Raw genomic sequence first — 24,082 nt, forward strand, 5'->3', positions numbered from 1 at the left:
GAGTGCCCCCATACACTTAAGGGCATTGGATTGGCTTTCTTTCGCCCGAAACCCAAACAGCACATCGTCAAATGTGGCGGGTCTCCGGCTGACACCTCGCGGGGTGACCACGAGGCGTCCTTCGCATTCTATCGAAATGGCCGGTTGAATTTAAGTACGTCGAATCGAAGCGGCAGTGGCACGATTCGACATATCCCACGGGACAAGCTCACATTACCGAGCGGTATTCCTCGATACCGAATTGTATGTTGTTGTTTCGTGCGCGCGTGGGGAGATGGTGTGACAACTGTCTGTTAATACATTGTATGAAAACTCGACAAATCAGTCCAGTTCGGGTTCTGCTGTTCGTGTCTTCGAACTGGCAGTCGGTGTGATCGCGTAGTCGATAGTGAGGAACTGGCGACCGAACAGCCACATCTCGTGTTGTGCGATGAGCGTGGTCTCCGAAGTCGCCATGGCTCCAGTTGTAGCGGGGGTATCGCTTGCGGACCAAACTCGGAACACCTCGTGCATGGGAAGCCGAATCGGAACGAACGGTGTTACGAGATAGAGTCCGGAATGACCGCCGGGCTTCGGGCGTTTCGAAGTGAGTCGAATAGCGCCTTCGTGTTCGGTCGAATCGAGCGAGTCGATACGGAGAATTCCACTCAAGTTCAAACCGGGGAGTGGAAGGGAGACGTTCATGTACGTTTCACCAGCGTACTCGTGGGTCGAATACGCCGCGACGAAAACGGCAGATCCGGTTTCCGAATCGGTTCGAACCCATGCACGGACGTTTTCACGCCCGTCCGCTCTGTCGTCGATATCGATGATGCGGCTGTTCGCCGTCTTCGATGCGGTTTCGGGCGTTGGGAGGTTCAACTGTTCGAAGGAACCCGTGAACAGCGCAGCGATACGGGCACCGAGGCGGAAGCCACGATGCCAATGGGTGCGATATGAGAGCGTGTACTCGCTCGTTCGTTCGTAGAAGTTTCGAACGGCAGTGTGGACGGATTCGGTGTCGAAGTCGTGACGAGCGTACGTCGAGAAGTCGTCTACCTGACCGACCGGCTTCGAACCGCCATCGGCCTCGATTCCGGTTCGTTCGACGTAATCATTTCCGACTCGCCACGTCGAAGTCAGCGAACTGAAAGGGATCGACGGGGTCGGGTCCTCGAATCGGGGAGGCGGTGTCGAAAGCCGCCAACCGACGATGCCGAGAAGAGCGAATCCGAGGGCATTGAGGTGACCGTGAATTTGCACCATTCGCCCGATGGAGAGATTTGTGATCGGAGTCCCGAGATATTGGAAGAGACCGTATCCGAGGGCGAACAGCATCGAGATACCGACGGCAACCGCAGCACCGATCAAGGATACCTGTTGGCGGCGGTTCGAGCGAGTTGGAACGACGCCGAGGATGAGAAGCAGCGCGAACGACATCACCGAAAGTGTGAGAACGGTAACGGACGCGACTTCGACGATGGGGGACAACGAGATTCCGATGGCGATCAGTCCGGGACCGAAAACGACCACAGTCGCGATCGGTCGGTAGAATCGACGAATGCGATCGTCATCGATGGCGCGACCGGTGACCCCCACCACGACTGGAAGGGCGAATCCCGCATAATGGAAGTGAACGGCGGTGAAAAAGACGATAGCGTCACCGAACCCGAGTGGGTTCGCTCCGAGGCGGCTTATCAGTAGCCAGCACCCACCGACGGCGATGTAGAGAAGTCCCGCATTGAGACAGAGTTCTTCGAGCGGACGGAATCCACGTGGAAGGAGACGAGCGAAGCCCAAAAGAGCGATCGTTACCGTGGTCGCTAACCATGGAAGTACGAGAACGCCTGCGAAGAGACCGGGGGAAAAGACGAACGAGAGAGCGACCAACACCGCACCGAACGGTTGCCCGAGGATGGCGATTCGGTGGAGGGGAGTACGTGAATCGGGTGTGAGCATTGGCAGGACGAGCGGAACGAGGACGAGTGGGGCGAGCAAGAATAAGTGTGCGATACGCCCGAGTGAGATCAGTACGGGGACGACGAGCCAGATGACGGCACCGAGAAGCGCACTTCTATCGGGTGCGGTGTCCACAGGTAGAGAGATCATTGTTCAATGTGGTCTACGTGTTAATCGTATCACAAGTGATGGTATGGGGTTTGTGGCCATCAGGAGGGAATATGAAGCGCGGCCGTCAACTATTCCACCGTCAGACAGCGGACTGACACAGTTTGAATAGCGAAGCAAACGAACGGGATGATAATGGTGCGGGGTGCTCGTCGGAGCAAGGAATCGTTAGCGCAGTGTTATCAGTCGTCAACAGTGACATCTGTAGTGGTCCCGAACGTCAGTTTCGGAAGCATAAAGGAAACGTTCGTCTCCCGCTCGCCGGCCCACTTCAAGCGTGGTGACATGCGGCAGGCGTACGGGTGGACGAGCGCTATACTCACAGCAATAGCCACCGTTGGTGTACTGGCGCTCGCCCTCAGGGTGTTGTTGACGGGCTTGTTGGTCACGTTCGTCACGTCCGATATTCTCGTCGTCGTCGCGTTCAACGTCTGTGTGACCCTACTGGTTGGACGGTGGCTCACTGGACAAGTCCGGATTCATCCGTTAGAACGGCGTCAACTGGGAGTCCAAGCAGTGAGTTTTCGGCCGGAAGTGTCTGAACAACGGTACCGTCGGCCGAGGGAATCGTCTACGACTACCGACCGCCTGTAAAATCGATCGTCTCTACCCTTTTAGCAGTTCGCGCCGGTTATCGAATCGAACGCCGCCGGATCCTCCCAGAGTTCCCCGAGCGTCGCGGCCGCCAGGTATCGGGTTGGAGCGGCGACCCACTCGGTCGTAACGCTGTCGTCGGGAGCGGGAGCGGCCGCCTCGAACCACCACGCGACGTAGCGGCCGTCCATGAGCTTTGCGGTCGGGTACATCTGTCCGTTCACGGCGACGTCCACACGGGAGTGTGCTTCGACTTCCGGGGCATCCTCCGGCGAATCCGCGACCAAGATCTCGATTTGGACGGTTCGTTCGGTCATATCGACGTCCCCCTGTCGCGGGATGTGTCTCGCTCGTGGACACGTGCGACAGTCGTGAGTCCCATACGAAGAGTAACGACGGTCACGTACAAGAAGGTCAGTCAGGCGTGTGTCTGACGGAGACGATATCGAGAACCCCCAGTCGTCGACGAGTTCTCAATCCAACTGGATTGCCGTCGATTTCGACCGTTCGGCGATTTCCGCCGCCGTCAGTTCCCGTCCTGCCTCCTGTGCGAGATAGGTACCTTCCATGACGAGCATCGAGTTGAGCGCGATATCGCCCGTCGGAATCGGTACGTCGGCCGCACCGGTCAGCGTTCGAATCCAGTGGGAGAACTGGCCGATATCCCGTTCGAACTCGTACCCGCCCTCGCTTTCCAACAGTGCCTGTCGTGTCTCGTAATCGTTGATGTCCAGCGAAACCGTCGCCTCGTAGTCCGCAGTCGTCGTGTAGAACTCGAACGGGTCCAACTGGACACCGCCCTTCGTTCCCGCGACCTGACTCGGTTCGTCGGGGAGGAACATGTGCCACGCGGCGCGGACGGAGAGTACCGACCCGTCTTCGAGATGGGCGAAACCGAGACCGGCGTCCTCCACGTTGTACCCGGACGTCTCCAGTCGGTCGGTGTACGTCGGACGATTGTCGCCAATGAGGTCCGCCGAATACGCATCGCCGGTGTGCTCGAAGGTTGCGCCGCTCACCCGTTCCACGGGTGCGTTCCCGAGCAGATACAGCAGTTGGCCGATTTGATAGGTACCGATATCGATCATCGGACCGCCACCGGCGGACTCCTTCGAGACGAATCCGGGCGTACCGTACCCGTCCACGTACGGTCGTCCACGTCGACGTGAGCGAACGGCCTTTCCGTAGTACACGTCGCCAAGCTTTCCATCGTCGATGAGTCGCTTTGCCGCGCGGGTTCGGTCGAGAAACAGGTTCTCGTTCTGCACGCCGAGGTGTTTTCCCGCCGCTTCGGCCGCATCAGCGATCGCCTTGGCGTCGGTGTAAGTTGCCGCGAGCGGTTTCTCACAGAAGACGTGACACCCGGCCTCGAAGGCGGCGATCGCAACCGGTGGGTGGAGGTTGTTGTGCACGCAAACGCTCACGGCGTCGAGGTCCGCGTCGTCGAGCATGTCGCGAAAATCCGAATAGACGGAGGGGATATCGTACTCGGCGGCGAGCGAATGCGCCGATTCCTCGTCGATATCTGCAACAGCCACCAGAGATGCGTTCTCTATAGTAGTATACTCTCGCGCGTGTAGCTGTCCGCGGTTACCTGCGCCGACGATACCGATGTTAATTGAATTCACGAACGATGATGCACGATACACCATCATCAATCCTTTCGTCACGGTAATCGGAGGAACGAGATATCGAAAATCGGTGGAAACAGCGCTGTCTTTCCAGACGGAACCGCCTCGTTGTCGATGAGAGGTTTCGTGCTTCCCCGAGGGGAGCGACCCGACCATATTCACTTCCGATTATCAAACTAAGCGGCAGTGACATCGGAAATGGCGTGGTCGGAGAATTTGGAGGATAGAGACCATGAAACGAGAAGATCCGAATTTATAAATTTCATACCGCTATATGAAATCGTAAGAATCGAAGGGAGGGAGTAGATGGAGCAAACACGCGGCATCAACGGTGCTACCGGCTATAACTGCTAAAATCACATCGGCGTATGCTAGTTATTCGTGGGGTTCAGTTGCGCCGATCCGTGTACCGATCGGGTAGCTCCGCGGGTGCACAGTCAATGATATCCTCACGCTCGGTTCCGACGTCCTCGATAAACATGATCTCAGCGAACTCATCGACCACCAGTTTTGGATACGTCGGTCCTTCGTCCCGATACTGGCGCATCTCATCGAGATGTTCGTTTTGGTAGCAGACGGTTAGCTCCGGGTTCTGTTCGATCCACTGTGGGAAGAAAATGACACCATGGATCTGTCGTTCGGTGAGATTGAAGGAGACACTGACGCTGGTTCCAGTCGGCTCGTCCCAAGAGACCTTGAACACGTCATCGGAGAGTCGAACGATGTGAGCATCCTGGTCACGAACCCATCGGCCTCCGACCATCCCACTATGAATCCGATAATCGATCGTGTACCCGTCCTTGATATACATCTCGTACTGCCAGCCATTATCATACGTGTAGATGAAATGCTTACCAAGAACGCGGGAAAGCGTCTCTGGACGGGTTGATTCAAAGGATTCTGTCACGGGAATAAGTCGAGGGCATGGCGTGAAGTAACCACCCATAGCGGTCACTTTCACTGTGATTGTATCGATAGGTTCGGACCGAGTCCGGTATCCACGAGGATCAGTCGTTCCGGCGTCCGGACGAGTGTACAGCTTATCTGTGTGACCCACGTGTCGATTCCATCGAACGCGCTCGGATAGGCGTCGTAGAACTCCTCCCATTCATCCTCGGAAACCGTCGGGAACAGCTGACTCGGCGGTCCCGGGAACGGCGGGGCAGCGTCGGTCAGCGGAATATCGAATCGGATTTCGGATTGAAATCGAGTACAGTCGGACGGTCAGTCGGTCACCGGACGAACGATGATTCCGGAGGGATCGACGAATGCTCAGTACGACCAGCGCCCGCCGAGTTTGAGTTCCTGCTCGTATCCGGCGTCGATCAGATCACGCGTGTCCTCGCGGGAACGGCTCGGAACCTCACGGTCGGGTTCGGTGAGGGCACAAACGGCGTCCGCGATGGTGACGGCGTGCTCGCGGAGGTCGCGGAGGTCGACCTTATCCAGGGTATCGGCGTGCGTGTGACCCCATCCGCGACCGCTCTTGTCGGGACTCGTCGAGGAGACCATCACGCCCGGAACTCCCTCCTGGACGAACGCCCACTGGTCTCCGTGTGGCGAAACGGTGTTGCTGGAGACGAGTGGAATCGACCGTTCGTCGGTCACCACTTCGAAGGCGTCGAGGAGGTCGTCGAACTCGTTCGCGTTCACGGAAAGGGTTCTGTCCCGTCCCGCGCCGTCGATATTGACGATACACTTCACGGTGTCGAGGTCGTACGTGTTCATCGCGTGGTAGGCACCCTTGAGTCCGATCTCCTCCGAACCGAACACGACGACGCGAACGCGCGTTTCGAGTTCGTCCTCCATTCGGGCGAGCAGGCGGGCGGCCTCGGTCGCCAACACGCTTCCCGCACCGTTGTCGTTCGCGCCCTCGGCGATATCGTGTGTATCGACGTGGGCTGTCAGAAGGACCATTTCGTCCGTGTCAGGTCCGATATCGCCGACGACGTTGACCGACGTCGACGGTTCGTTTCGACAGTCCACATCGACCGTCACCGAGAGGTCGCCGTCCTCGGCGTGGCGGGCGAGACGCGCCCCGAGTTCCTTCGAGACGCCGACCGCCGGGATCGAACCGGGACGGTTATCGTAGCCTACCTCACCGGTCGGCGGGAGACATCCCTCGATGTGGTTGGTGAAGACGAAGCCGACAGCCCCGGCGTTGGCCGCGCTGACGTACTTCTCCATCCGGTGAATCCAGCGGCCGTAGTCATCCGGCGTTTCGCTGGAAGCCAGTACGATTTTGCCCTCGCAGTCGGCCGTCTCGAAGTCCTCCGGTCGCCCGTACCCGACGTCCACCAGTTCTCCCTCGACAGTTCCGGCGGGCGTTCCCGGGAGCGCGATGACTTGATAATCCTTCCCGTAGCGCTGGCTGTGGCTCCCGCCGGTTTCGATGGAGGAGGTACCCCGCCACCAGCCGTCGATGTCGAATTCGTCGAGGTGGACGTCTCGCAGTCCGACCGCTTCGAAGTAGCCTTCGAGGATTTCCGCGCCGTCCTTCTCCCCTTGCTGACCGGCCATTCTGGTTTCGAGGTCGACGAGGTCTTCGAGGACCTGCCACTGGAAATCGTTCCGGTACGCGTCGCCGACGATGGCGTCGGTGAGTCGTGTCATGAATGCAACCGTGCGGCGATAGCGCAAAAACGTATGCCTCTCGGAAAAGAGCGACAGCTGCAAAACAGCTGACCAGAAATCGGCAGAAAATCGTCCGAATCGTCATCCGTTGGTGGTACGACAACCGAGTGGTGTCAGGCGTCCAACGTTCGTCCGATAACGTACCCGGCCAAGCCGAGCGGAATACCGGCGACGAAACCGGCGAGCAGAACGACGCCGCCAAATAGGACGATTCTGACGAGCGCGAGCGGTGGAATCGCTCGCGTCCCCGCTTCGACGGCGGCGAATCCGTGCGTGAACAGCCACAACCCGGAACTGACACCGATACCGCCAGCGATGACCGACGCGAGCGCATCAGGGCTTTGATAGCCGAGGACGGCGGCCACGACGAGTCCAGCGACGGCGAAGACCGGAGCGATGGCGACTAGCGAGAGCATCACAGCCAGTGGGAAGACAGTCAACGCGGCAGCAACCACTACTGCAAAACAGCCCCAGACGAACAATACGGCCCGCTGTTCGTCGGCAATGTCGAAATTCCAGCGGGAACGGAGCGGAGGAAGCGATTCGTCGTCCGACCGCAGGGCCGCGCCGACGGCGTAGCCGAGCGGCCCGGCGACGAGTACCGACACGCCGATGGAAAACCACGCGGCCCGGCGGGCGGCGCGAACGGCGAGTTCGAGCGTCGCCGGTTCGAAGAGCGCCGTCGATGCGGCGTCGAACGCGAACACCGGAAGGGTGGCGACGAGTATTCCGACGAGGACGCTTCCACGATACCAACCGACCCCCGCCGCGAGGAGGAAACCGGCGACCGCTGCGAGCGACAGGAGGGTAGGACCGAGGAGAAGCGTCGGTGCGACGAATCGCAGGGATACCGCGAATACGGCCATCACGAGTCCAGCGACCAGTGCTCGGACACTGGTCCGAGGATGGTCACCGACGAGGAGGTTTCGAGGAACCGTAGAGGGCATCGTAGCGATTCATACACGATGACGGAGCATAATCTTTCTCCACAACTGACTCGTCGAGGAGTTTCGAGCGAGGGCAAACGTATTGTGGAAACGATGATTTGTCGTTCGTAGTAATTGAGATGACTGCACCGACTGTCTCGGTCGTCACGGCGGCGTACAACTCCGCTGAGTACATCGAGCGTGCGCTCGAAAGCGTTCGACGGCAGACGATGGACGAAGCGTGGATCGAACACATCGTCGTCGACGACGGTTCGACCGACGAAACCGTCGAACTCGTCGAATCGTTCGAATCGCCGTCCGTACGACTCATCGAGAACGAGGAAAACAGCGGAAACGGCACTGTTGCGTGCAATCAGGGAATCGAGCGAGCGCGCGGCGAGTACGTGACGGTCCTCGATTCGGACGACGAGTTCCTCCCGTCACTCCTCCAGCAGTCGTGTGAAGTTCTCGAAAATAACGAGGAGATCGATTTCGTCTATCCGGACTACTACGAGCGGTTTCCGGACGGGACGTGGGAAACCGTCGAGACGGGCGAGAACGCCATGAACACCGTCAAGGTCGGCATGGTGCACCGAACCGACCGTCTCCGCGGGTTCGGGTCCTACGACCCGGAGATGATATTCGCGGAGTACGACCTCCTCCTGCGGTATCTCGACGCCGGTCTCGACGGCTATCACGTTCCTGAGCCGCTGTTCGTGTATTATCGGCGACCGGACAGTCAGACGGGCGACGAGGAGCGGGTCGAAGCCGGAAGGGAAGAGTTACGGGAGAAATACGGTGAGGACGTGCGAATACGCGAGTATCGGTTCTGATGCGAAAGTTCCGGGGACGAACGGAGGCGATTATCCGAGGAGGTCGTTGAGGCTCATCCCGACGAAGAGCAAAATGACGGCCTCGCTGACGATCCACGAGTTGTCGTTCATCCACTCGCGTGCCTTCGGAAGCCACGCCTGCGCACGCTTGCCGAAAGCGAGCAACACGAGGGCAGGAAACGCCAGAAATAACAGGGTGATGGCGATGAACCCGAGCGAGTCAGTCCACGCCAATCCGTTCGCCGAGAGGTATGACCCGACGGCGACCGAGGTGAGGATGTCGGTCGGGAAGAATCCGAGCAGGAGGAAACCGAGTCGGAACGAGAACCGCGGGTTGGCCGTCGTCAGTTTCCCCATCCACTTCGGCGGTTCCGATTCCTCTCGCGTCAGGTAGGTGTGCACCATGGCGGCGAGGAGGAGAACGAGAACGATGACGGAGAGCGTGGTGTTCGACCCGCGCTGGCGGTTCGCGCCGATACCGAGGAAGTACGCGAGCGAGACCAGAAACGTGATCGAGAGCGCCGAACCGAAGACGAACGCGGCGGAGTTGCGCCGCCAGTTCTCGCTCGTCGCGAGGAAGATGGCACTCAGAATCTGCGGCCCGGCGATCATCACGAACGCCAACGGAAGAACCCTCAAGAAACTCACGGCTCGGCGACCCCTTCGTAATCACGGAATTGGCCCGTCGCTCGTCGTCCGATACCCCAGTTCGGTCCCGATTTCGGGTCACTCATGTCACTTCCCCCACAGCACGACCGGCCGTGGGAGCCGAGTCGTGCCTTCACACACAAGTAGGCCAGCTAACAGGATAGGTGTTGTGGTCGAAGGGTAAACACCAGTACCAGCTCTTCAATCACCTGTTTCCGGCGCTTTCAGCGGCAGAGCTAACGGTCTGGATGACGTACGATAGGTATGGCTGGGAGTGGGATTGATTCGGGAGCGACGCGGATTCGTATCGAGCGGCCGAACCTGCGGTGGTGGGTCGTCGGCCTGATAGTGTTCGGCATCGTCGCCGTCGTCGCGTACACGTTCCTTCCGTGGGTCGTGTTCGGACTGTTCATCTACTACGTCGCGCGGCCGATAAACCGCTTCGTCGGCAAGCGAATCGGGAACGGAAACCTCTCGGCGGCGCTGTCGTTGCTGCTCATCGTCGTGCCGGTCGTCCTCTTTCTGGGTGTGTTCCTCTCGATCGCAATCGGCCAACTGGCCAACTTCGCGACCACGCCGATGGTGACGAAACTGTTCGGTGGGGTCCCGAACATCACGATCCCGAACGACCCGAACAAACTGTTGGACACGGCGAGCACGACGCTCAAGAACCCGTCGGTGCAGTCGGCGCTGACGAGCGCACAGTCGTTCATCGGTGCCGTCGCGTCGAGCGTGTTCATGCTCTTTCTCTCCCTGTTGCTGGGCTTTTTCCTCCTCGTGGAGGACGAACGCCTCGCTCGGTGGGGGAAAGAACAACTGCTCGGGGACGACCGACTGTCCGTCGACTACCTCGAAGCGGTCGATTCGGGGCTGAACTCCATCTACTTCGGCTACACGCTGACAATCTTCGTCATCATGATTCTGACCGCCCTCATCTACAACCTGTTCAACCTCTTCGCGCCCAACAACCTCCTGATTCCGGCGACGATACTGCTCGCGGTCATCACGGGTATCTTCACGCTCGTGCCGCTCGTCGGTCGCTCCGTCGTCTACATCGCCATCGCGGCGTTTCTCGCGTTAGGGGCGATTCAGCGCAACCCGACCGACCTCTGGTACCCGGTGGTGTTCTTCCTGTTTATGACGCTCGCGTTCGACAACGTCGTCAGAACCTACATCCGTCCGTACCTATCGGGGAAGCTGTTCCACCTCTCGTTGGTGATGTTCGCCTACCTGCTCGGTCCGATACTGTTCGGGTGGTACGGGGTCTTCCTCGGGCCGCTGTTGATGGTCATCGTCGTCCAGTTCTTCGGCGTGGTCGTCCCGCAACTCCGTGGGGAGAAACCGGACTCCCCGATCGATATCGAGCCGACGACGCGGGAAACGGACGAGCGGTTCGACGACACGACGAAAGGCGGCGAGGCGACCGACGGGGGACGGGAGAACGGAGAGTGAGAATGGGCGGGCGAGAATCGGCGAACGAGAATCGGCGAGCGGATGGGGATCAGCGGACGAGACTCGGCGGCGCGATCGGTTCGAGGTCCAACGACGAGAAGTGATCGTCCAGAAACTCGTGTCGGTTCGGAAGTTCGTCCGGCCTGTGTGAATCGGAGCCAACGGTGAACGGAACGTCGTACTCGCGGAGGACGGCAAAGAACCCTTCCGACGGGTGGACGATTCCCGCGTCGGTCAGCGCCCGACCGGCGTTGATCTCAGGGACGGTCCGGGAGTTCGAAAACGCCTCCGCGAGCGTTCGATAGTGGGATTCGGTGGCGCGTCCACGGAGTTCCGGCGTGCGCTCTATCAGATCGGGGTGGGCGGCGATATCGAACAGTTCGGAGCGAACGAGCGATTCGAGGTTTTCGAAGTAGTGGTCCACGAACGCGTCGATCCCTTCGTCCGACATCCCGTCGAAGTTCGATGACACCTGCACGTTCATCCCCTCGATGTCGTGGACGCTGCCGATGGTGTACTCGAAGTTCGCCCGCTCGAAGAAATCACGAATCTCGTCCTCGTCGCGCGGATCGTAATCCATCTCGACGGCGTCGTAGATAGCCACGTCGCTGGTCTCGCGCAACCCCTCGATGGCCCGTCTCCGACGTTCGTAGGTGGCGTCCAAGTTGAAGCCCCGTATCGCACGGATGTCGCGCGGGTACTCGCGGGACGAGACGGTACAGTGGTCGGCGAAGCCAATACCGTCGAGACCGGCAGCCTCGGCGGCCCGTACCATGCGAGTGAGGAACTTCCCGTCGGAGTAGTTCGAGTGGGTGTGAAAATCGCGCATGTGATAGGAACGGTGAACGAGGACGACCATAAAATTAGCTGCGAAGCCCACGAAAAATCGCACGGCGTGTCCGAAATCGGAAGGATTACTCGGAGGACGGGAGGAAATACCGTATGACGACCATCCACTTCGTCCGCCACGCCCACTCGCCGTGGGTTCCGAACCGAGAGGCGGAACGGCCGCTCTCGGAACGCGGTCACGAGCAAGCGGAGCGCGTCGCCGACATCCTTTCGAACGAGTCCGTAGATGCGGTCGTTTCGAGTCCGTTCGCCCGCGCCCGACAGACGGTCCGTCCGATCGCCGATCGGAACGGCGTCGAACTGGAAACGGACGACGGGTTCCGCGAGCGGCAGTTGACCGACGGCCCTGTGGAATCCATCGGGGAGACGTTCGAGAGCGCGATCAAGCGGGTCTGGTCGGACTGGTCGTTCGCGTGGCCGAACGGCGAGTCGAATCGCGATGCGAAACGGCGGGGGGTCGCGGCAGTCGAGCGTCTCCGCGAACGTCATTCCGGCGAGTCCATCGTCGTCGGCACGCACGGTAATCTCCTCACGCTGATCCTGCACGAGTACGACGAGCGCTTCGACGCCGAGTTCTGGCGGGCAGAACTGACGATGCCCGACATCTACGAGGTGACGTTTCCGGCGGAAGACGAGGAAGTCGAGATAACGCGCCGATACGAGGACTCGACAGTGGTGGGGTAACGGGTGAGATAAAATCGGCACTGCAACTGAACCGATGAACGGCGCGGTCGCGTTTTCGGTTCAGAAACGGCTCGAAAGTCGGTTCTCGGTTGGTTGGCGGTTCTCGGTTGGTCAGCGGAGATTCGCGTTCGTCGTCAGTTCTTCCCCATCCACACGGCAGTGACGCCGAGGAACAGGAATTCGATTACTTTGGTGACGATACCGGCCGGTTCGAGGAGCCCTTCGGACTCGGTCATCGGCAGGCCGACGGTACCGTTCGCGATGTAGGCGACGATAGCGACGGCGGCGACGATGGCACCGAGCCACCAGCCCCAGTCCCGGTCCTGGTAGATGCCGTACGCGGCGACTGCCGCCGCGGCGAAGTTGGCGACGAAGAGCACGCCGAGATAGGTGGTTTCCTCCAGGTGTTCGGGTGCCAAGGCGAGGTGAATCACCCCGGTGAGGAGGATGAGGGCTGTACCTGCAATCGCGAGTTGTCGTCTCGAACTGTTCGACCCGGCGGTCGCCGTGTCGGCGTTTTGTGTGGAAGTATCCATAGTTTTCTCTGTTAACGGGAGAACGTCGGACGGGCACGTCCGACCCGCTGATTTTCGATAGGGGCGGGTCGAAGAAAGCGGCTATGGTACAGCCATCGAATCGATGAAAAAAGTAACAGCGAAAAACGATTACTCGCCGAGACGGTCGCTCGGCGCGATTCGAGCGAGACGCATGGCGTTACCGGTGATGGCCGTCGTCATTCCCGCATCACCGACGAGAACGGCGGCCCAGATCGGGACGAGACCGAACGGAACCGCGATCGCGAGCGCGGCTTTCGCGGCGAAACTCGTCCAAACGTTCTGGCGGATGACGCCATTCGCCTGGTGTGCGAGGTCGTACAGATACGGCAGTTTCGAGAGGTCGTCGCCCATCAGCGCGATATCGGCGGTTTCCAGCGCGGTGTCGGTTCCGGCGGCACCCATTGCCACGCCGACCGTCGCGGTGGCGAGTGCGGGGGCGTCGTTGATGCCGTCGCCGACCATCGCAACACCGCCGGACGAGGTCCGGCGAGCCCACGACCGTTGCTCGTGGACCGAACCGGATTCTTCATCGAGTTCCTCGACGGCTTCGACCTTGTCCTCGGGCAGGAGTCCGGCGCGGAACTCGTCCACGCCGACCTGTTCGGCGATGGCCTTCGCGGTGCGTTCGTTGTCACCCGTGAGCATGACGAGGTTGTCGATACCGAGGTCTCGCAGACGCTGAATCGCCGCCGTCGCTTCGGGACGAACTTCGTCGGCGACGGCGACGATGCCTTCGAGTTCGTCTTCGCGGCCGATCAAGACGACCGTCTTTCCCTCGCGCTGGAGCGAGGGAACCGTCTCTTCGAGCAGGTCGAGACAGTCGTTGCGTTCACAGAGGTCGCGAGTTTCGGCCACGGCGACGCTGCCGTCGGTCGCGTGGACGTGGTTCAGGTCGAAGTCGAGGTTCTCGAACAGCGCGGGCTTTCCGGCGTAGTGGGTCGTCCCACTGAGGTCCGCCCGGACGCCCTTGCCGGTGAGGCTCTCGAAATCCTCTATCTCGTGTTCGGCCACGTTCGCGCCGTTCGCCTCGGCGACGATGGCGTCGCCGATGGGGTGTTCGCTGCGCGCTTCGAGGCCGCGGGCACAGCGGAGCACGTCGTCCTCGGTGTTGCCGTTGAGCGGAATCACGTCGGTGACGGTCAACTCACCCTTCGTCAGGGTGCCCGTCTTGTCGAAGGCGACGGCCTCGACCTCACCCATCGCTTCGAGGTGATTGCCACCCTTGACGAGGACGCCGTTTTTCGCCGCACTGGTGATACCCGAGACGACGGTGACGGGCGTGCTGATGACGAACGCGCACGGACACGAGAGGACGACGAGCGTCAACCCGTAGACGAACCACTTCACCCACGGTTCGGAGAAGAACAACGGCGGGACGACCGTGACGAGGACGGCGAATCCGAGTACGACGGGCGTGTAATAGTCCGCGAAGCGCTCCACGAACTGCTCGCGCTCGGTCTTGTTGGCCTGTGCGTCCTCGACCATCGCCACGATGCGCGAGAGCGTGTTGTCGTCCGCTTCCGAGGTGACCTCGATTTCGAGGTAGCCGCCCTCATTGATCGTTCCGGCGAACACCTCGTCGTCCTCGGATTTGTCCACGGGCACGCTCTCGCCCGTAATCGGGGCCTGATTGACCGCGCTCTCGCCGGTCGTCACCGTTCCGTCCATCGGTATTTTCTCCCCGGGGCGCACGACGACGATGTCGCCGATGCGAACTTCGTCCACGGGGACGGTTTCTTCAACCCCATCTCGTTTGACCGTCGCCTCGTCGGGCGAGAGGTCCATTAGTTCTTGGAGCGAGTTTCTCGCCTTGTCCATCGAGTAGCGTTCGAGCAGTTCCGCGACGCTGAACAGGAACGCGAGCGTGGCGGCTTCCAAGTAGAGCGATTTCCCGAATCCGACGCTGACCACGAGCGCGCCGAGGATGGCGACGCTCATCAGCAGGTCGATGTCGAGGTTTCGGTTGCGAAGCGAGTAGTAACCGTTGGTGACGATGGCCTGTCCACCGACGAGGACGGCCAGCAGGAATGAAACATCGGCAACCGTGATGTCGGCATTTCCGACCGCAGTGGCACCAGCGACGACCGTCGCGTTCTGTCCCGTGAGTGCGAACTCGAAGAGGAGTCCGAGCGCGACGAAGACGCCGCTGATCCACGTTTTGATGGCGCGTGAACTCCGCCAGACGCTTTCGGACGAGCGTGGCGACTCGCCGCGCTCGTCTTCGCTGGTTCCCGTGACTTCGTATCCCGCGTTCTCGATGGCCGCCGTCACGTCGCCGACGGAGGCCGACGAATCGGTCGTGACGACGGCTTTTCCGGTGGTCGGCCGCGTGTCGTAGGAGCGGACGCCGGGTACCGAATCGAGGGCGTTCTCGACCTTGCCCGCACAGGACGCACAGTCCATGTCCGGGACTGAAACCGTCACCTGGGAGCTATCGTCTTCGACGGCGTACCCCGCCTTCTCGACGCGACCCGAAATCTCGTCCGCGCTCGTCGTCTCACCGTCGTACTCAACGGTGAGCGTTCCGGTCGTGACGCCCGCGTCGATGGCGTCGATACCGTCGATTTTCCGGACGCTGTTTTCGACCTTGCCCGCGCAGGATGCACAGTCCATATCCGGGACGGACAACCGGACGACGTCGCTCCCGCTGCCGTTCCCACTCATCGAATCACCATCTGAACTGCCGTCCCCGCGGCCGTCGTCGGAGGTTTCTCCCTCACAACAGCCACACGAACCGGAGTCGGGCGGCGTGTCCGAATCCGCGTCTTGCATGAGAGAACGTAGCCACCACGAGTTTATTAATCCAGCTGCTATGGAACGGGGGTTCGTTAGATAGAGATTATTAAAAAATCCGGTATGAGTTATTATCCCGTGGCGGACGGTTACGGGTGGATTTGGCCCGTTGCCATGAGATACTGGAGTCCGAACAGTGTCGCGTCGTACGCGCCGTGGATGAGTATCGGGACGGCGAGGTTGTTCGTGTACTCGTACACGCTCCCGAGGATGAGCGCCAGGAAGAACACGACGACAAGGTAAACGAATTTGCCCGACCCCTGCAACGAGAAGAAGTGAATGGACGCAAAGAGCACGCTGGAGAGGATGACCGCGGGCACGGGGGAGAACGATTCGCGGAGAACCCCTTGGATGAGGCCACGGTAAAGGAGTTCCTCGCCGGGACCGATGAGGAGGAACGAGAGCGGAATCAACAGCAAGAACACCGCCGGATTCCCGCTCGCGATATCGACGACGGAGTTCTCCGCCGAGTGGAGACCGAGCGACTGGATCACGCTGGAGATGACGTTCAACGCGCCGAAGAGGAGGACGAACCCACCGATGGCGACACCGATATCCCGAAGCGACGGGACGTGGATGTGGATGAAGTCGAGACCGAGGTCGCGATAGTTCAGGTAAACGAGCGCGATACCACCGAAGGTGAGACCTTGGAGCATGACGGAACTGACCAAAAGCAGGATTCCGGGGCGGTTCAAAACGTCGATTCCGACGGCCATGAGGCCGAAAATCGCTATCGCGGCGACGATTTGACCGACCCCGTACGCTCCGATCGAGAGGAGAAGTCCGACGCCGAACGTTCGGAGTCGAGTTTCAGCAGTGCTCATTATCGCCCACTACGGTCGTGTCCCTTCTTCGTCTTTCGGTTGCGGAACGACGGATAAAACGGAACGGGGGACCCCCCGGTTGCCCACGGAGGAACGGTCGGATTTCCTGACGATCCACAGCGATAGATCATGACAGGGAAATTAATTATCCCGGAGTAATCGCGCGTTAAAATGATTCTTGATTGACGAGATCGGTCAAAACGAGTATATTTTCGGACCCAATAGAGGGAGGTAATGGTATCAAAGCGGATGTATCGGCTCTTCTTTGCCGGACTCGTGATACTTTCCGGGATCGCCGTCGTAAACGCGTACGCCTCCACCCCGGGAAGTTCGGCGGATTTCAGCGGAAAAACACAGTCCCAGATCAGAGCCGAAACGGGCGCAATGGTCTCCCCCCGTGACAACATCACTGTCATCGCAACGGACTCCAATTCGTGGCTCGGGAAGGAAGGAAGTGGTCCTCGTGCGCGGGCTGAACTCGTCGCGTTCAACCCGAACGGGTCGATCCTGTACTACAACGACACCCACACGAGATACTGGGACGTCGACCCGGTGAAGGGAACGAAAACGACGGTCGAGTACTCCTACGCGGACCACCTGAACAAATCGGAGTGTCCGACCAGTTGGAACCTCACGAAGCGCAACGTCTCCCAGAAGACATGGAACACGTATATGAAGGTCCACGGGGAGGTCCCCGCGTGTACGCGAAACGGGATCGACCGCGTGAACCTGACGACCGGGAAGGTAACCCCCATCTGGTCGCAGATCACGCCCGGGAAGGAAGCGACCCGGTATCACGACGTCGACCGTCTCGACAAGAACCACTTCGTCGTGGCCGACATCTTCCTCGACCGCGTCTTCATCGTGAACACGACGAACGGACAGGTCGGATGGACGTGGAACGTGAGCGACGTCTACCAACCGAACAAGACCGGCGGTGAGTACCCGAAGGACTGGTCGCACATCAATAACGTGCAAGCGCTCAAGGACGGACGAATCGCCGTGAGCATCCGGAATCACGACCAAGTCGTGTTCCTCAAGCCGGGGAAGGGCATGCTCAAGAACGAGACGCTCGGCAAGGACGACGACCACAGCATTCTCTACGAGCAACACAACCCCGACTACATCAACGAGTCGAACGGCGGCCCGGCGGAAGTCGTCGCCGACTCCGACAACAACCGCGTGATAGAGTACCAGCGCGAGAACGGGAGTTGGAACCAGACGTGGGTGTGGCAGGATTCGAAGATGCAGTGGCCCCGCGACGCCGACCGTCTGCCGAACGGCCACACGCTCATCACCGACTCGAACGGGAACCGCGTCTTCGAGGTGAACGAAAAGGGCAAGATCGTCTGGGACGTGCAAATCGCGTTCCCCTACGAAGCCGAGCGGCTCGGCACGGGTGACGAAAGCGCCGGCGGCCCGAGCGCCCAAAAAGCGGGACTCAAATCCAAGTCGAACGGGTTCGTCACCGAGTTCTGGATCGGCGTCAAGGACAAGATGCCCGGCAAGTACCTCAACGCGCTGATGTACATCACGCCGGTCTGGATGGGCGTCCCCGAAGTCGTCGCCATCCTCATCAGCGTCCTGACGCTCCTGGTATGGGGCGTGGTCGAACTGAAGTGGGCGGGCGTCTTCTCGACGGTCCGCCGACGAATCGAGTCGTTCAACGAAACGCGATAACAGCGGATCGGAATTTTTTCGACCGTCTCTCAGGCTTCGAGTTCCGACGCCACGTCACGGAGTTCGGCGAGACGGTCCTCGATCGCGGGATGGGTCTGCACCGAAATCGGGAGCGAGTCGAGCGCGCCCGCTTCGTCCTCCTCGCCCTTCCCGAACCCGCCGGACAGGAAACAGAGCTGTTTCACGCCATCGACGGCGCGTGCGTCCCGGTCGGGTGCCACGGGTGTGTCGGCCAATGTCGTGAGCGCGGACGCCATCGAGGCCGGACTGCCCGAGAGCGTCGCGCCCGCACGGTCGGCGACGAACTCCCGGTCGTGTGAAAGCCGTCCCGCGAGCGAGATGACTGGCATCGCCAGCAGTCCCAGCGCGACCCCGCCGAACAGCAGGACGAACGCGACGAGCAGGACGTACGTGACGGTGTATCGAACGCCGAAAATCGGCGCGTCGATGACGGCCGCACTCGGAACGTAGAGGAGGGCGATGGCGACCATCCAAGCGGTTCGTCTGGCCGATTTCCCCAGACCGAGGTCGGCGAGCAGGGAGTAGTTGCCCGCCAGCGCCGGGAGGAAGGTCGCCAAGGTCATCACCATCGCATCGCGGTTTTTGACGTGCGCGAGTTCGTGGGCGAGCACCGCGTCCAGTTCGTCCTCGTCGAGGGCGGAGAGCAGGCCGGTCGAAACGACGACCGTGGCGCGTCGTGGCGTTCCGACGGTGAAGGCGTTTGCGACCTCAGCTTCGGAAACGGCAACGGTCGGGACGGCGACGTCCACGCCGGTCGCAAGCCGTCGAACGCGCGCGACGAGGTTCGGATGCGTCTCGTCGGTAACGACGGTCGCATCGACCTCCGAGAGGGCTTCGCGGCGGGTGTAGCGCAGTTGCGCCCACACCAACACCGCGGTCGCGGGGACGACGAACGCCAGCCATCCCGAACCGGCGGGAAGGCTCGACGCGACGGGGGCGAGCCACGGGCGGAGGAGGAACGCGACACAGCCGACGAGCAGGAGGTCTGCGATCAGCACGCACGCGAGGGTGGCGAATATTCGCCGAGTCAGGGCGGGGTCTCGTGACATGTCGTACGTAACGTGTCGCGGTCATCACACATGAATGTTGGTTCAAAGATGTGTTCGGTTAGGAGAAGATATTTGCCGGATGAGAAAGAACCCGAACAGCAGTGGACCGTAATCATCTCCGTGCCGCCCTCATCGCCCTCTGCGTCCTCGCAGTTATCTTCGGCGCGTCCCTGTTTCCGGCGACCGGGTTCGGGTCGTATCCCGCCGGTCCGGGAGGCGGAAGTCGTGCAGGTAACTCGGGTGGGACCGGCCACGGCGGTCACTCGACCGTCGAGGCCGGAACCACGACCGGTCAGCAATCGAATGCGATGACGACAGCGGCCCAGACGACGAGCAGCGACTCGAACGGCGACTCAAACGGCCAATCGACAACGACGACTACGACGACGAACGCCGGAGCGGGAGCCAGTCACCACCCCTCGGCCGGCGGAGGAGACCTGCTCAAAACGATCCTCGAAGGAATCGGCGTCGCCCTCCTTTGCCTCGTCGGGTTCCTCCTCGCCGGATTCCGTACCGGGACGGTTCGCGTCGGTGGCGGTGGCGCGATACCGCTCGTGATTCGCGGCGTCCCCATCGGCGAACTATTCGGGAAAATTCCCGCCAGAACGATGGGTCTCGTCGTCGGGTTTTCCGCGTCGATTCCGCGACTTACCGACGACGCGTTCGGTCTGTTAGCCGAACTCGGCCGTGGTCTCTCGGCCGGGACCGTCGGTCTCGGGTCGGCAATCGCGGAAACGTTCTCGATCCTCGGACGGGGCTTCGGCGGGGCGTTGCTCTCCGTCGGAAGCGTCGGAAGCGGCCTCTTTTCGATACCGAAGGTCCTCTCACGGCCGAGTTTCGGCGGGTCCAACCGGAAATCGAAACGACGAACGACGAGCCACGAAACCGCCCCGCCGGAACCCGAGGAACGGGGACCGCCGAGTATCGAGGAGGCGTGGGAATCGATGATCGAACGTCTCCCGGTCAGGCGTCGGCGAACCACGACCCCCGCGGAGTACGCACGCGTGGCGATGAACCGCGGGTACCCGGCAGATGCGGTTCGCCAGTTGACCGATGCGTTCCGTGAAGTCAGGTACGGGAGGTTCCCGGCGTCCGGGAAGCGGACGAAATTGGCCCGCACCGCGATCGACAGGATCGAACGGTTCAGGGAGGACGACGAATGATGCGTTTCGTGGGACGTGCCATCGGACGCGCTGCCGGGCACGTCGGACGGCTGTTCCGAACCGATCAAAGCCGCGAGCGAATCCTGCTCGCGGGCGGTATCGTTTCGCTGGCCTGTGCGTTCCTCGTCGTCTTCGTCCCGCAAGTCGTACCGGAGGCCACGGTCAGGCCGTTGGTCGGCTGGATCGCGAGACCGATAACGATTTTCCTCCTCGCGGGCGCGGGCGGCGTGCTCGCCATCTGGTCGCTGAAAGACGGCGTTGTGGACGAGCGGGAGGTCATCTGGCAACCGAGAACCGAACCCGAGAAAGCGCACTTCCACGAACAGCGGACGACCGGGTCCGACGTGGACGACGGACTCCGACTGTCCGAAGATCTCGGGATAGAAGCCAGGGAGCGGCGCAGTCGCCGGGCGACTGCGCGGCGTCACGTTCGAAGAGCCGCGATCGAAACGTTCCGTGCAGAGGGAGACACCAAACAGGAAGCGGCCGAGCGACTCGAAGCGGGGTCGTGGACGGACGACCCGCGTGCGGCGGCCTTCCTCGGCGCGTCGAACGCGTCCATTCCGCTTCGCACGAGAATCAGCGACTGGGCGCGTGGTGAGACGTTCGACCGCCGCGCCGAGCGGGCGGTTTCGGAACTCCGAACTCGTAACGGAGGGGAGTCACGATGAGCGATGGGAACGGCCCGCGGTTGAACGCCGGAATGACGGTCGCGCTGCTCGCCGGTGCGGCGGGCGTCGTCACCGGAAACACCGTGATGTTCCTCTCGGCCGTCATCGGATTCGTCTACGCGGCCTACCAGTTCATGTCCAGAACGCCGGATATCACGGTCGAAGTCGACCGAGCGGTGAGCGAGCGATCCCCCCGCCCGAGCGAGGACGTGCAGGTGACGATAACCGTCGAGAACTACGGCGACCGTGCGGTCCCGGACCTCCGTATCGTGGACGGCGTTCCGAAACAACTCGGCGTCGTGGACGGGTCGCCGCGCCACGGGACGAGTGTGGGGCCGGGCGAAACCGTTTCGTTCTCGTACACGATTCGCGCCCAGCGTGGCGCACACGAGTTCGAACCGACGACGCTCGTGGCCAAATCCATGAGCGGGACGGCCGACGCCCGCGAGGAGCGAAACCTGCCGATGACCATAACGTGTGATACGTACGTCGAGGACATGCCGCTGTCGCAGTTGACCACTTCCATGCCGGGACACATCGAGACCGATGCGAGCGGCGAAGGTATCGAGTTCCACTCGACACGGGAGTATCGTCCCGCCGACCCGATGAGCCGAATCGATTGGAAGCGGTTCGCGCGGACCCAAGAGCTGACGACGGTGAACTTCCGCGAAAGTCGGTCCGCGTCGGTCCTGCTCCTCATCGACGCCCGATCGAAGGCCTGTATCGCTCGCCGGTCGGGGGAGCCGAACGCCATCGACCTTGCCGGGTACGCGGCCGAGCGGATGACGGCCGCGCTCGTCCGACAGAACGATCTCGTCGGATTGGCTCTGTACGGCCCACAACCCCTGTTTCTCGCGCCCGATGGCGGCCGTGAGCAGGTCGCTCGTGTCCGTCAAGAACTCGAAGAGATCGATACGCCCCGGAAGACGACGAGCGGAAGCGGACTCTTCGGAACCGGGCGTGAGGAACGGATACGGGAGTCGCGGTTCAAGCGCCTCCGGAAACGTCTGTCCTCCGAGACGCAGGTGATATTCCTCTCACCGCTGGCCGACGACATGGCCGTCACTGTCGCAAAACGGTTCGACGCACACGGCCACGCGGTGACCGTCGTCAGCCCGAACATGACCGGAACGGAAACGCCGGGCGGGACGGTGTCCAGTCTCGCGCGGGCGGAACGGTTGAACGAGGTGCGACGGAGCGGACTCCGTGCGATCGATTGGTCGCCCGACGAACCGCTTGCGGCGGCCGTCTCGAAGAGCACGAGGAGGTCCGCATGAGCGTGAATCACGGTTCGACGCGCTTCGGTGGCGGGTTGGCGAGCGTCGTTGCGGTCTGTGCGGTGATTCTGCTCGGCGTCGGAACGGGTAACCTCGTCAGCGTCGCGGCGGGCGTCGTCGGTGCGGTCTGCATCGCACTGGGCGCGAACGGGATGCAGTCGAAGCAGAACGAACGCCGAGCGGCCGGAAGCCTCGCGATCGTCGGCGGTGCGATCGCACTGACGGCCTCCACCGGACTCGGGACGCCGCCGTTGTTCTCGCTCCTGCTCGGACTCGGAATGACGGCGGTACTGCTCAACGCGAGGGTCGACCTCTCGTCGAGCGTCGGCTTTCCGGTGTACCTCATGCTTCGGCGGTCCACCGCGGTGCTCGTCGTCGGGACGGCCCTCGGGGTGTGCATCCACGGTGGTCTCTTCAGGACGCTCGGCGGACTCAGCGGTCTGGTCATCGTCAACGCTGCCACGTCGAGCACGCTGGCGATGATCATCGCCCTGCAGATCGGCTGTTTGGCGGCCGTCGAACTGCTCCATTGGGTGGTCCCAATACTGGACGATTGGCTTCCGGCGAAGGCACGACTCCGGCAGCGAATCCTCGAACCGTTCGGCTTCCGACTCGAAACGGTCCCGGTGGCGTACTGGGCGTTCCTCGCGATACAGATCATCGTCGTGTATTCCGGATGGGGACCGCGCTGGTTCGCGAGGCTACTGGCGTCGCTGTCCGTGCTCGGGGACGTAATCCGGTCGGTGTTCGGTTCGGGCGTGCTTCAAGCGGTCGTCGGTGCTATCATCCTGTTCGAACTGGTAATCCTCGCCGCGCGGGGGACACAACACGTCATCATCGCGTGGATGGGTGACGAACCGCCCCAGACGCTCGCGTTTGCGGCCGGTGGTATCGGCGGCGTCGCGTTGGCGGGACTCGTCGGAGCGGTATCGACGTTCGTCCCGTCGGTCGGATCGACGCTCGCGACCATCGAGCCCTGGGGAATGGTCGAGCAACTCGGTCCGGCGACGGTCATCGCGGGGAGCGTTGCGGGCGTGTTGATTCTGCTCGTGTTGGTGCAGGTGTTCGCGGTGTTGGCGGTCAGACCGTGGGTCGCGCTCGATTCGGCGAGCGGGTTCGCGTTCGGCGGCGCGGCGCTGTTCATCGGCGCACTCGCCGCCGCCGAACTCGGAGCGGCCCCGGTCATCGTCTTCTGTGCCGTCGGTGCCGCCCTCGTGGTCCGGGACGTGGGCGACCACGCGGCGGAGGTCGGACTCCAGATCGGGCGGACCGCAGAGACGCGCCGTGGTGAGGTAGCCCACGCGACAGGGGGACTGCTCGTCGCTGTGCTCGGGATCGGTCTCGCTGTCGGAACGTTATCGTTCGTCGGACCGGTGTCACTGCCGACCAGTTCGTGGCGTGGGTATCTCGCGCTCGTCCTGCTGTTGGTCGCGGTCGTCTCGTTCACCCTCCTGCTTGCGACGGACGTGGAGGCGACGGACACGCGGTGACGAGAATTCCAGTTATACGATTATATAAGAAGAGTTCCAACTGGCCTCGGTTCCCCCGACTCGCTCGCGGACAACCGCTCGATGAGTCGCGGATTCGATTCGATACGTGACGTGACTAGATTCTCATTTATCTACTCAAGTCATCGGTGCATCTTGGTTTGATGACGATTGACTATTTTGTCATAAATTTCGCCGCGAGT

The 24,082-nt window shown here is 61.4% G+C and carries 21 protein-coding genes; 8 read left to right on the forward strand and 13 right to left on the reverse strand.

What is annotated here, in order from left to right; genetic code table 11:
• Positions 1–321: 321 nt before the first annotated feature.
• The 7 genes from NKF26_RS15205 to NKF26_RS15235 form a co-directional block, all read right to left on the reverse strand.
• Entirely contained in the window at positions 322–2,088 is a 1,767-nt protein-coding gene (locus NKF26_RS15205; RefSeq protein ID WP_253228304.1) for a YndJ family protein, read from the reverse strand.
• A 200-nt stretch (positions 2,089–2,288) separates the two neighbouring features.
• Positions 2,289–2,504 (reverse strand): hypothetical protein, encoded by a 216-nt coding sequence (locus NKF26_RS15210; protein WP_253228305.1) that lies wholly within the window; start codon positions 2,502–2,504, stop codon positions 2,289–2,291.
• A gap of 216 nt (positions 2,505–2,720) precedes the next feature.
• Positions 2,721–3,017 carry a hypothetical protein gene (locus tag NKF26_RS15215; protein ID WP_253228306.1) on the reverse strand — a complete coding sequence of 99 codons (297 nt, stop codon included), beginning with the start codon at positions 3,015–3,017 and terminating at the stop codon, positions 2,721–2,723.
• Positions 3,018–3,173: 156 nt separating this feature from the next.
• Positions 3,174–4,355: a Gfo/Idh/MocA family oxidoreductase gene (locus NKF26_RS15220; RefSeq protein WP_342766342.1), complete on the reverse strand. Its 1,182-nt coding sequence runs from the start codon at positions 4,353–4,355 to the stop codon at positions 3,174–3,176.
• Positions 4,356–4,719: 364 nt separating this feature from the next.
• Positions 4,720–5,388, reverse strand: a complete 669-nt coding sequence (locus tag NKF26_RS15225) for a phenolic acid decarboxylase (RefSeq protein ID WP_253234536.1) — start codon at positions 5,386–5,388, stop codon at positions 4,720–4,722.
• Positions 5,389–5,603: 215 nt separating this feature from the next.
• Positions 5,604–6,944: a M28 family peptidase gene (locus NKF26_RS15230; protein WP_253234537.1), complete on the reverse strand. Its 1,341-nt coding sequence runs from the start codon at positions 6,942–6,944 to the stop codon at positions 5,604–5,606.
• Positions 6,945–7,078: 134 nt separating this feature from the next.
• Positions 7,079–7,912 carry a hypothetical protein gene (locus NKF26_RS15235; RefSeq protein WP_253234538.1) on the reverse strand — a complete coding sequence of 278 codons (834 nt, stop codon included), beginning with the start codon at positions 7,910–7,912 and terminating at the stop codon, positions 7,079–7,081.
• Between the two features lie 119 nt (positions 7,913–8,031).
• Between NKF26_RS15235 and NKF26_RS15240 the strand changes: the two genes are divergently transcribed.
• Complete coding sequence (locus tag NKF26_RS15240; protein ID WP_253228309.1) at positions 8,032–8,724, forward strand: glycosyltransferase; 693 nt, start codon at positions 8,032–8,034, stop codon at positions 8,722–8,724.
• A gap of 30 nt (positions 8,725–8,754) precedes the next feature.
• Here the strand turns inward: NKF26_RS15240 and NKF26_RS15245 are convergent, their stop codons facing one another.
• The gene (locus NKF26_RS15245) at positions 8,755–9,372 is read right to left on the reverse strand and encodes a GAP family protein (protein ID WP_253228310.1); all 618 of its coding nucleotides are present in this window, start codon (positions 9,370–9,372) and stop codon (positions 8,755–8,757) included.
• A 264-nt stretch (positions 9,373–9,636) separates the two neighbouring features.
• Here NKF26_RS15245 and NKF26_RS15250 point away from each other — a divergent pair, with 264 nt between their 5' ends.
• Complete coding sequence (locus NKF26_RS15250; RefSeq protein ID WP_253228311.1) at positions 9,637–10,824, forward strand: AI-2E family transporter; 1,188 nt, start codon at positions 9,637–9,639, stop codon at positions 10,822–10,824.
• A 49-nt stretch (positions 10,825–10,873) separates the two neighbouring features.
• Here the strand turns inward: NKF26_RS15250 and NKF26_RS15255 are convergent, their stop codons facing one another.
• Positions 10,874–11,653, reverse strand: a complete 780-nt coding sequence (locus NKF26_RS15255) for a PHP domain-containing protein (protein ID WP_253228312.1) — start codon at positions 11,651–11,653, stop codon at positions 10,874–10,876.
• Between the two features lie 113 nt (positions 11,654–11,766).
• On the opposite strand from NKF26_RS15255, the gene NKF26_RS15260 reads away from it, so the two are divergent.
• Entirely contained in the window at positions 11,767–12,357 is a 591-nt protein-coding gene (locus NKF26_RS15260; protein ID WP_253234539.1) for a histidine phosphatase family protein, read from the forward strand.
• A 134-nt stretch (positions 12,358–12,491) separates the two neighbouring features.
• On the opposite strand, the gene NKF26_RS15265 is transcribed toward NKF26_RS15260, so the two are convergent.
• The 3 genes from NKF26_RS15265 to NKF26_RS15275 form a co-directional block, all read right to left on the reverse strand.
• Positions 12,492–12,893, reverse strand: coding sequence for a hypothetical protein (locus NKF26_RS15265; RefSeq protein ID WP_253228314.1), 402 nt, complete (start codon positions 12,891–12,893; stop codon positions 12,492–12,494).
• Between the two features lie 129 nt (positions 12,894–13,022).
• On the reverse strand, positions 13,023–15,578 hold the full coding sequence (locus NKF26_RS15270; protein WP_253234650.1) for a heavy metal translocating P-type ATPase: 2,556 nt from the start codon (positions 15,576–15,578) through the stop codon (positions 13,023–13,025).
• A gap of 218 nt (positions 15,579–15,796) precedes the next feature.
• Entirely contained in the window at positions 15,797–16,531 is a 735-nt protein-coding gene (locus tag NKF26_RS15275; protein WP_253228315.1) for a CPBP family intramembrane glutamic endopeptidase, read from the reverse strand.
• Positions 16,532–16,765: 234 nt separating this feature from the next.
• On the opposite strand from NKF26_RS15275, the gene NKF26_RS15280 reads away from it, so the two are divergent.
• Complete coding sequence (locus NKF26_RS15280) at positions 16,766–18,211, forward strand: arylsulfotransferase family protein (protein ID WP_253228316.1); 1,446 nt, start codon at positions 16,766–16,768, stop codon at positions 18,209–18,211.
• Between the two features lie 29 nt (positions 18,212–18,240).
• On the opposite strand, the gene NKF26_RS15285 is transcribed toward NKF26_RS15280, so the two are convergent.
• Positions 18,241–19,281 (reverse strand): M48 family metalloprotease, encoded by a 1,041-nt coding sequence (locus tag NKF26_RS15285; RefSeq protein WP_253234540.1) that lies wholly within the window; start codon positions 19,279–19,281, stop codon positions 18,241–18,243.
• A gap of 101 nt (positions 19,282–19,382) precedes the next feature.
• Between NKF26_RS15285 and NKF26_RS24430 the strand changes: the two genes are divergently transcribed.
• Genes NKF26_RS24430 through NKF26_RS15305 form a run of 4 tightly spaced genes read left to right on the forward strand, consistent with a single transcriptional unit; the run spans position 19,383 to position 23,882 of the window.
• A complete protein-coding gene (locus NKF26_RS24430; RefSeq protein ID WP_253228318.1) occupies positions 19,383–20,444 on the forward strand; it encodes a DUF4129 domain-containing protein in 1,062 nt (353 codons plus the stop codon).
• Positions 20,441–21,115 (forward strand): hypothetical protein, encoded by a 675-nt coding sequence (locus NKF26_RS15295; RefSeq protein ID WP_253228319.1) that lies wholly within the window; start codon positions 20,441–20,443, stop codon positions 21,113–21,115. Before NKF26_RS24430 ends, NKF26_RS15295 begins: the two co-directional genes overlap by 4 nt.
• Complete coding sequence (locus NKF26_RS15300; protein ID WP_253228320.1) at positions 21,112–22,392, forward strand: DUF58 domain-containing protein; 1,281 nt, start codon at positions 21,112–21,114, stop codon at positions 22,390–22,392. The genes NKF26_RS15295 and NKF26_RS15300 overlap by 4 nt, the downstream gene beginning before the upstream one ends.
• Positions 22,389–23,882: a hypothetical protein gene (locus tag NKF26_RS15305; RefSeq protein WP_253234541.1), complete on the forward strand. Its 1,494-nt coding sequence runs from the start codon at positions 22,389–22,391 to the stop codon at positions 23,880–23,882. The genes NKF26_RS15300 and NKF26_RS15305 overlap by 4 nt, the downstream gene beginning before the upstream one ends.
• The last annotated feature ends 200 nt before the right edge of the window (positions 23,883–24,082 follow it).

It is taken from the genome of Haladaptatus sp. AB618 (assembly GCF_024136965.1).
In the GTDB taxonomy this organism is placed as follows: Archaea; Halobacteriota; Halobacteria; order Halobacteriales; family Haladaptataceae; genus Haladaptatus.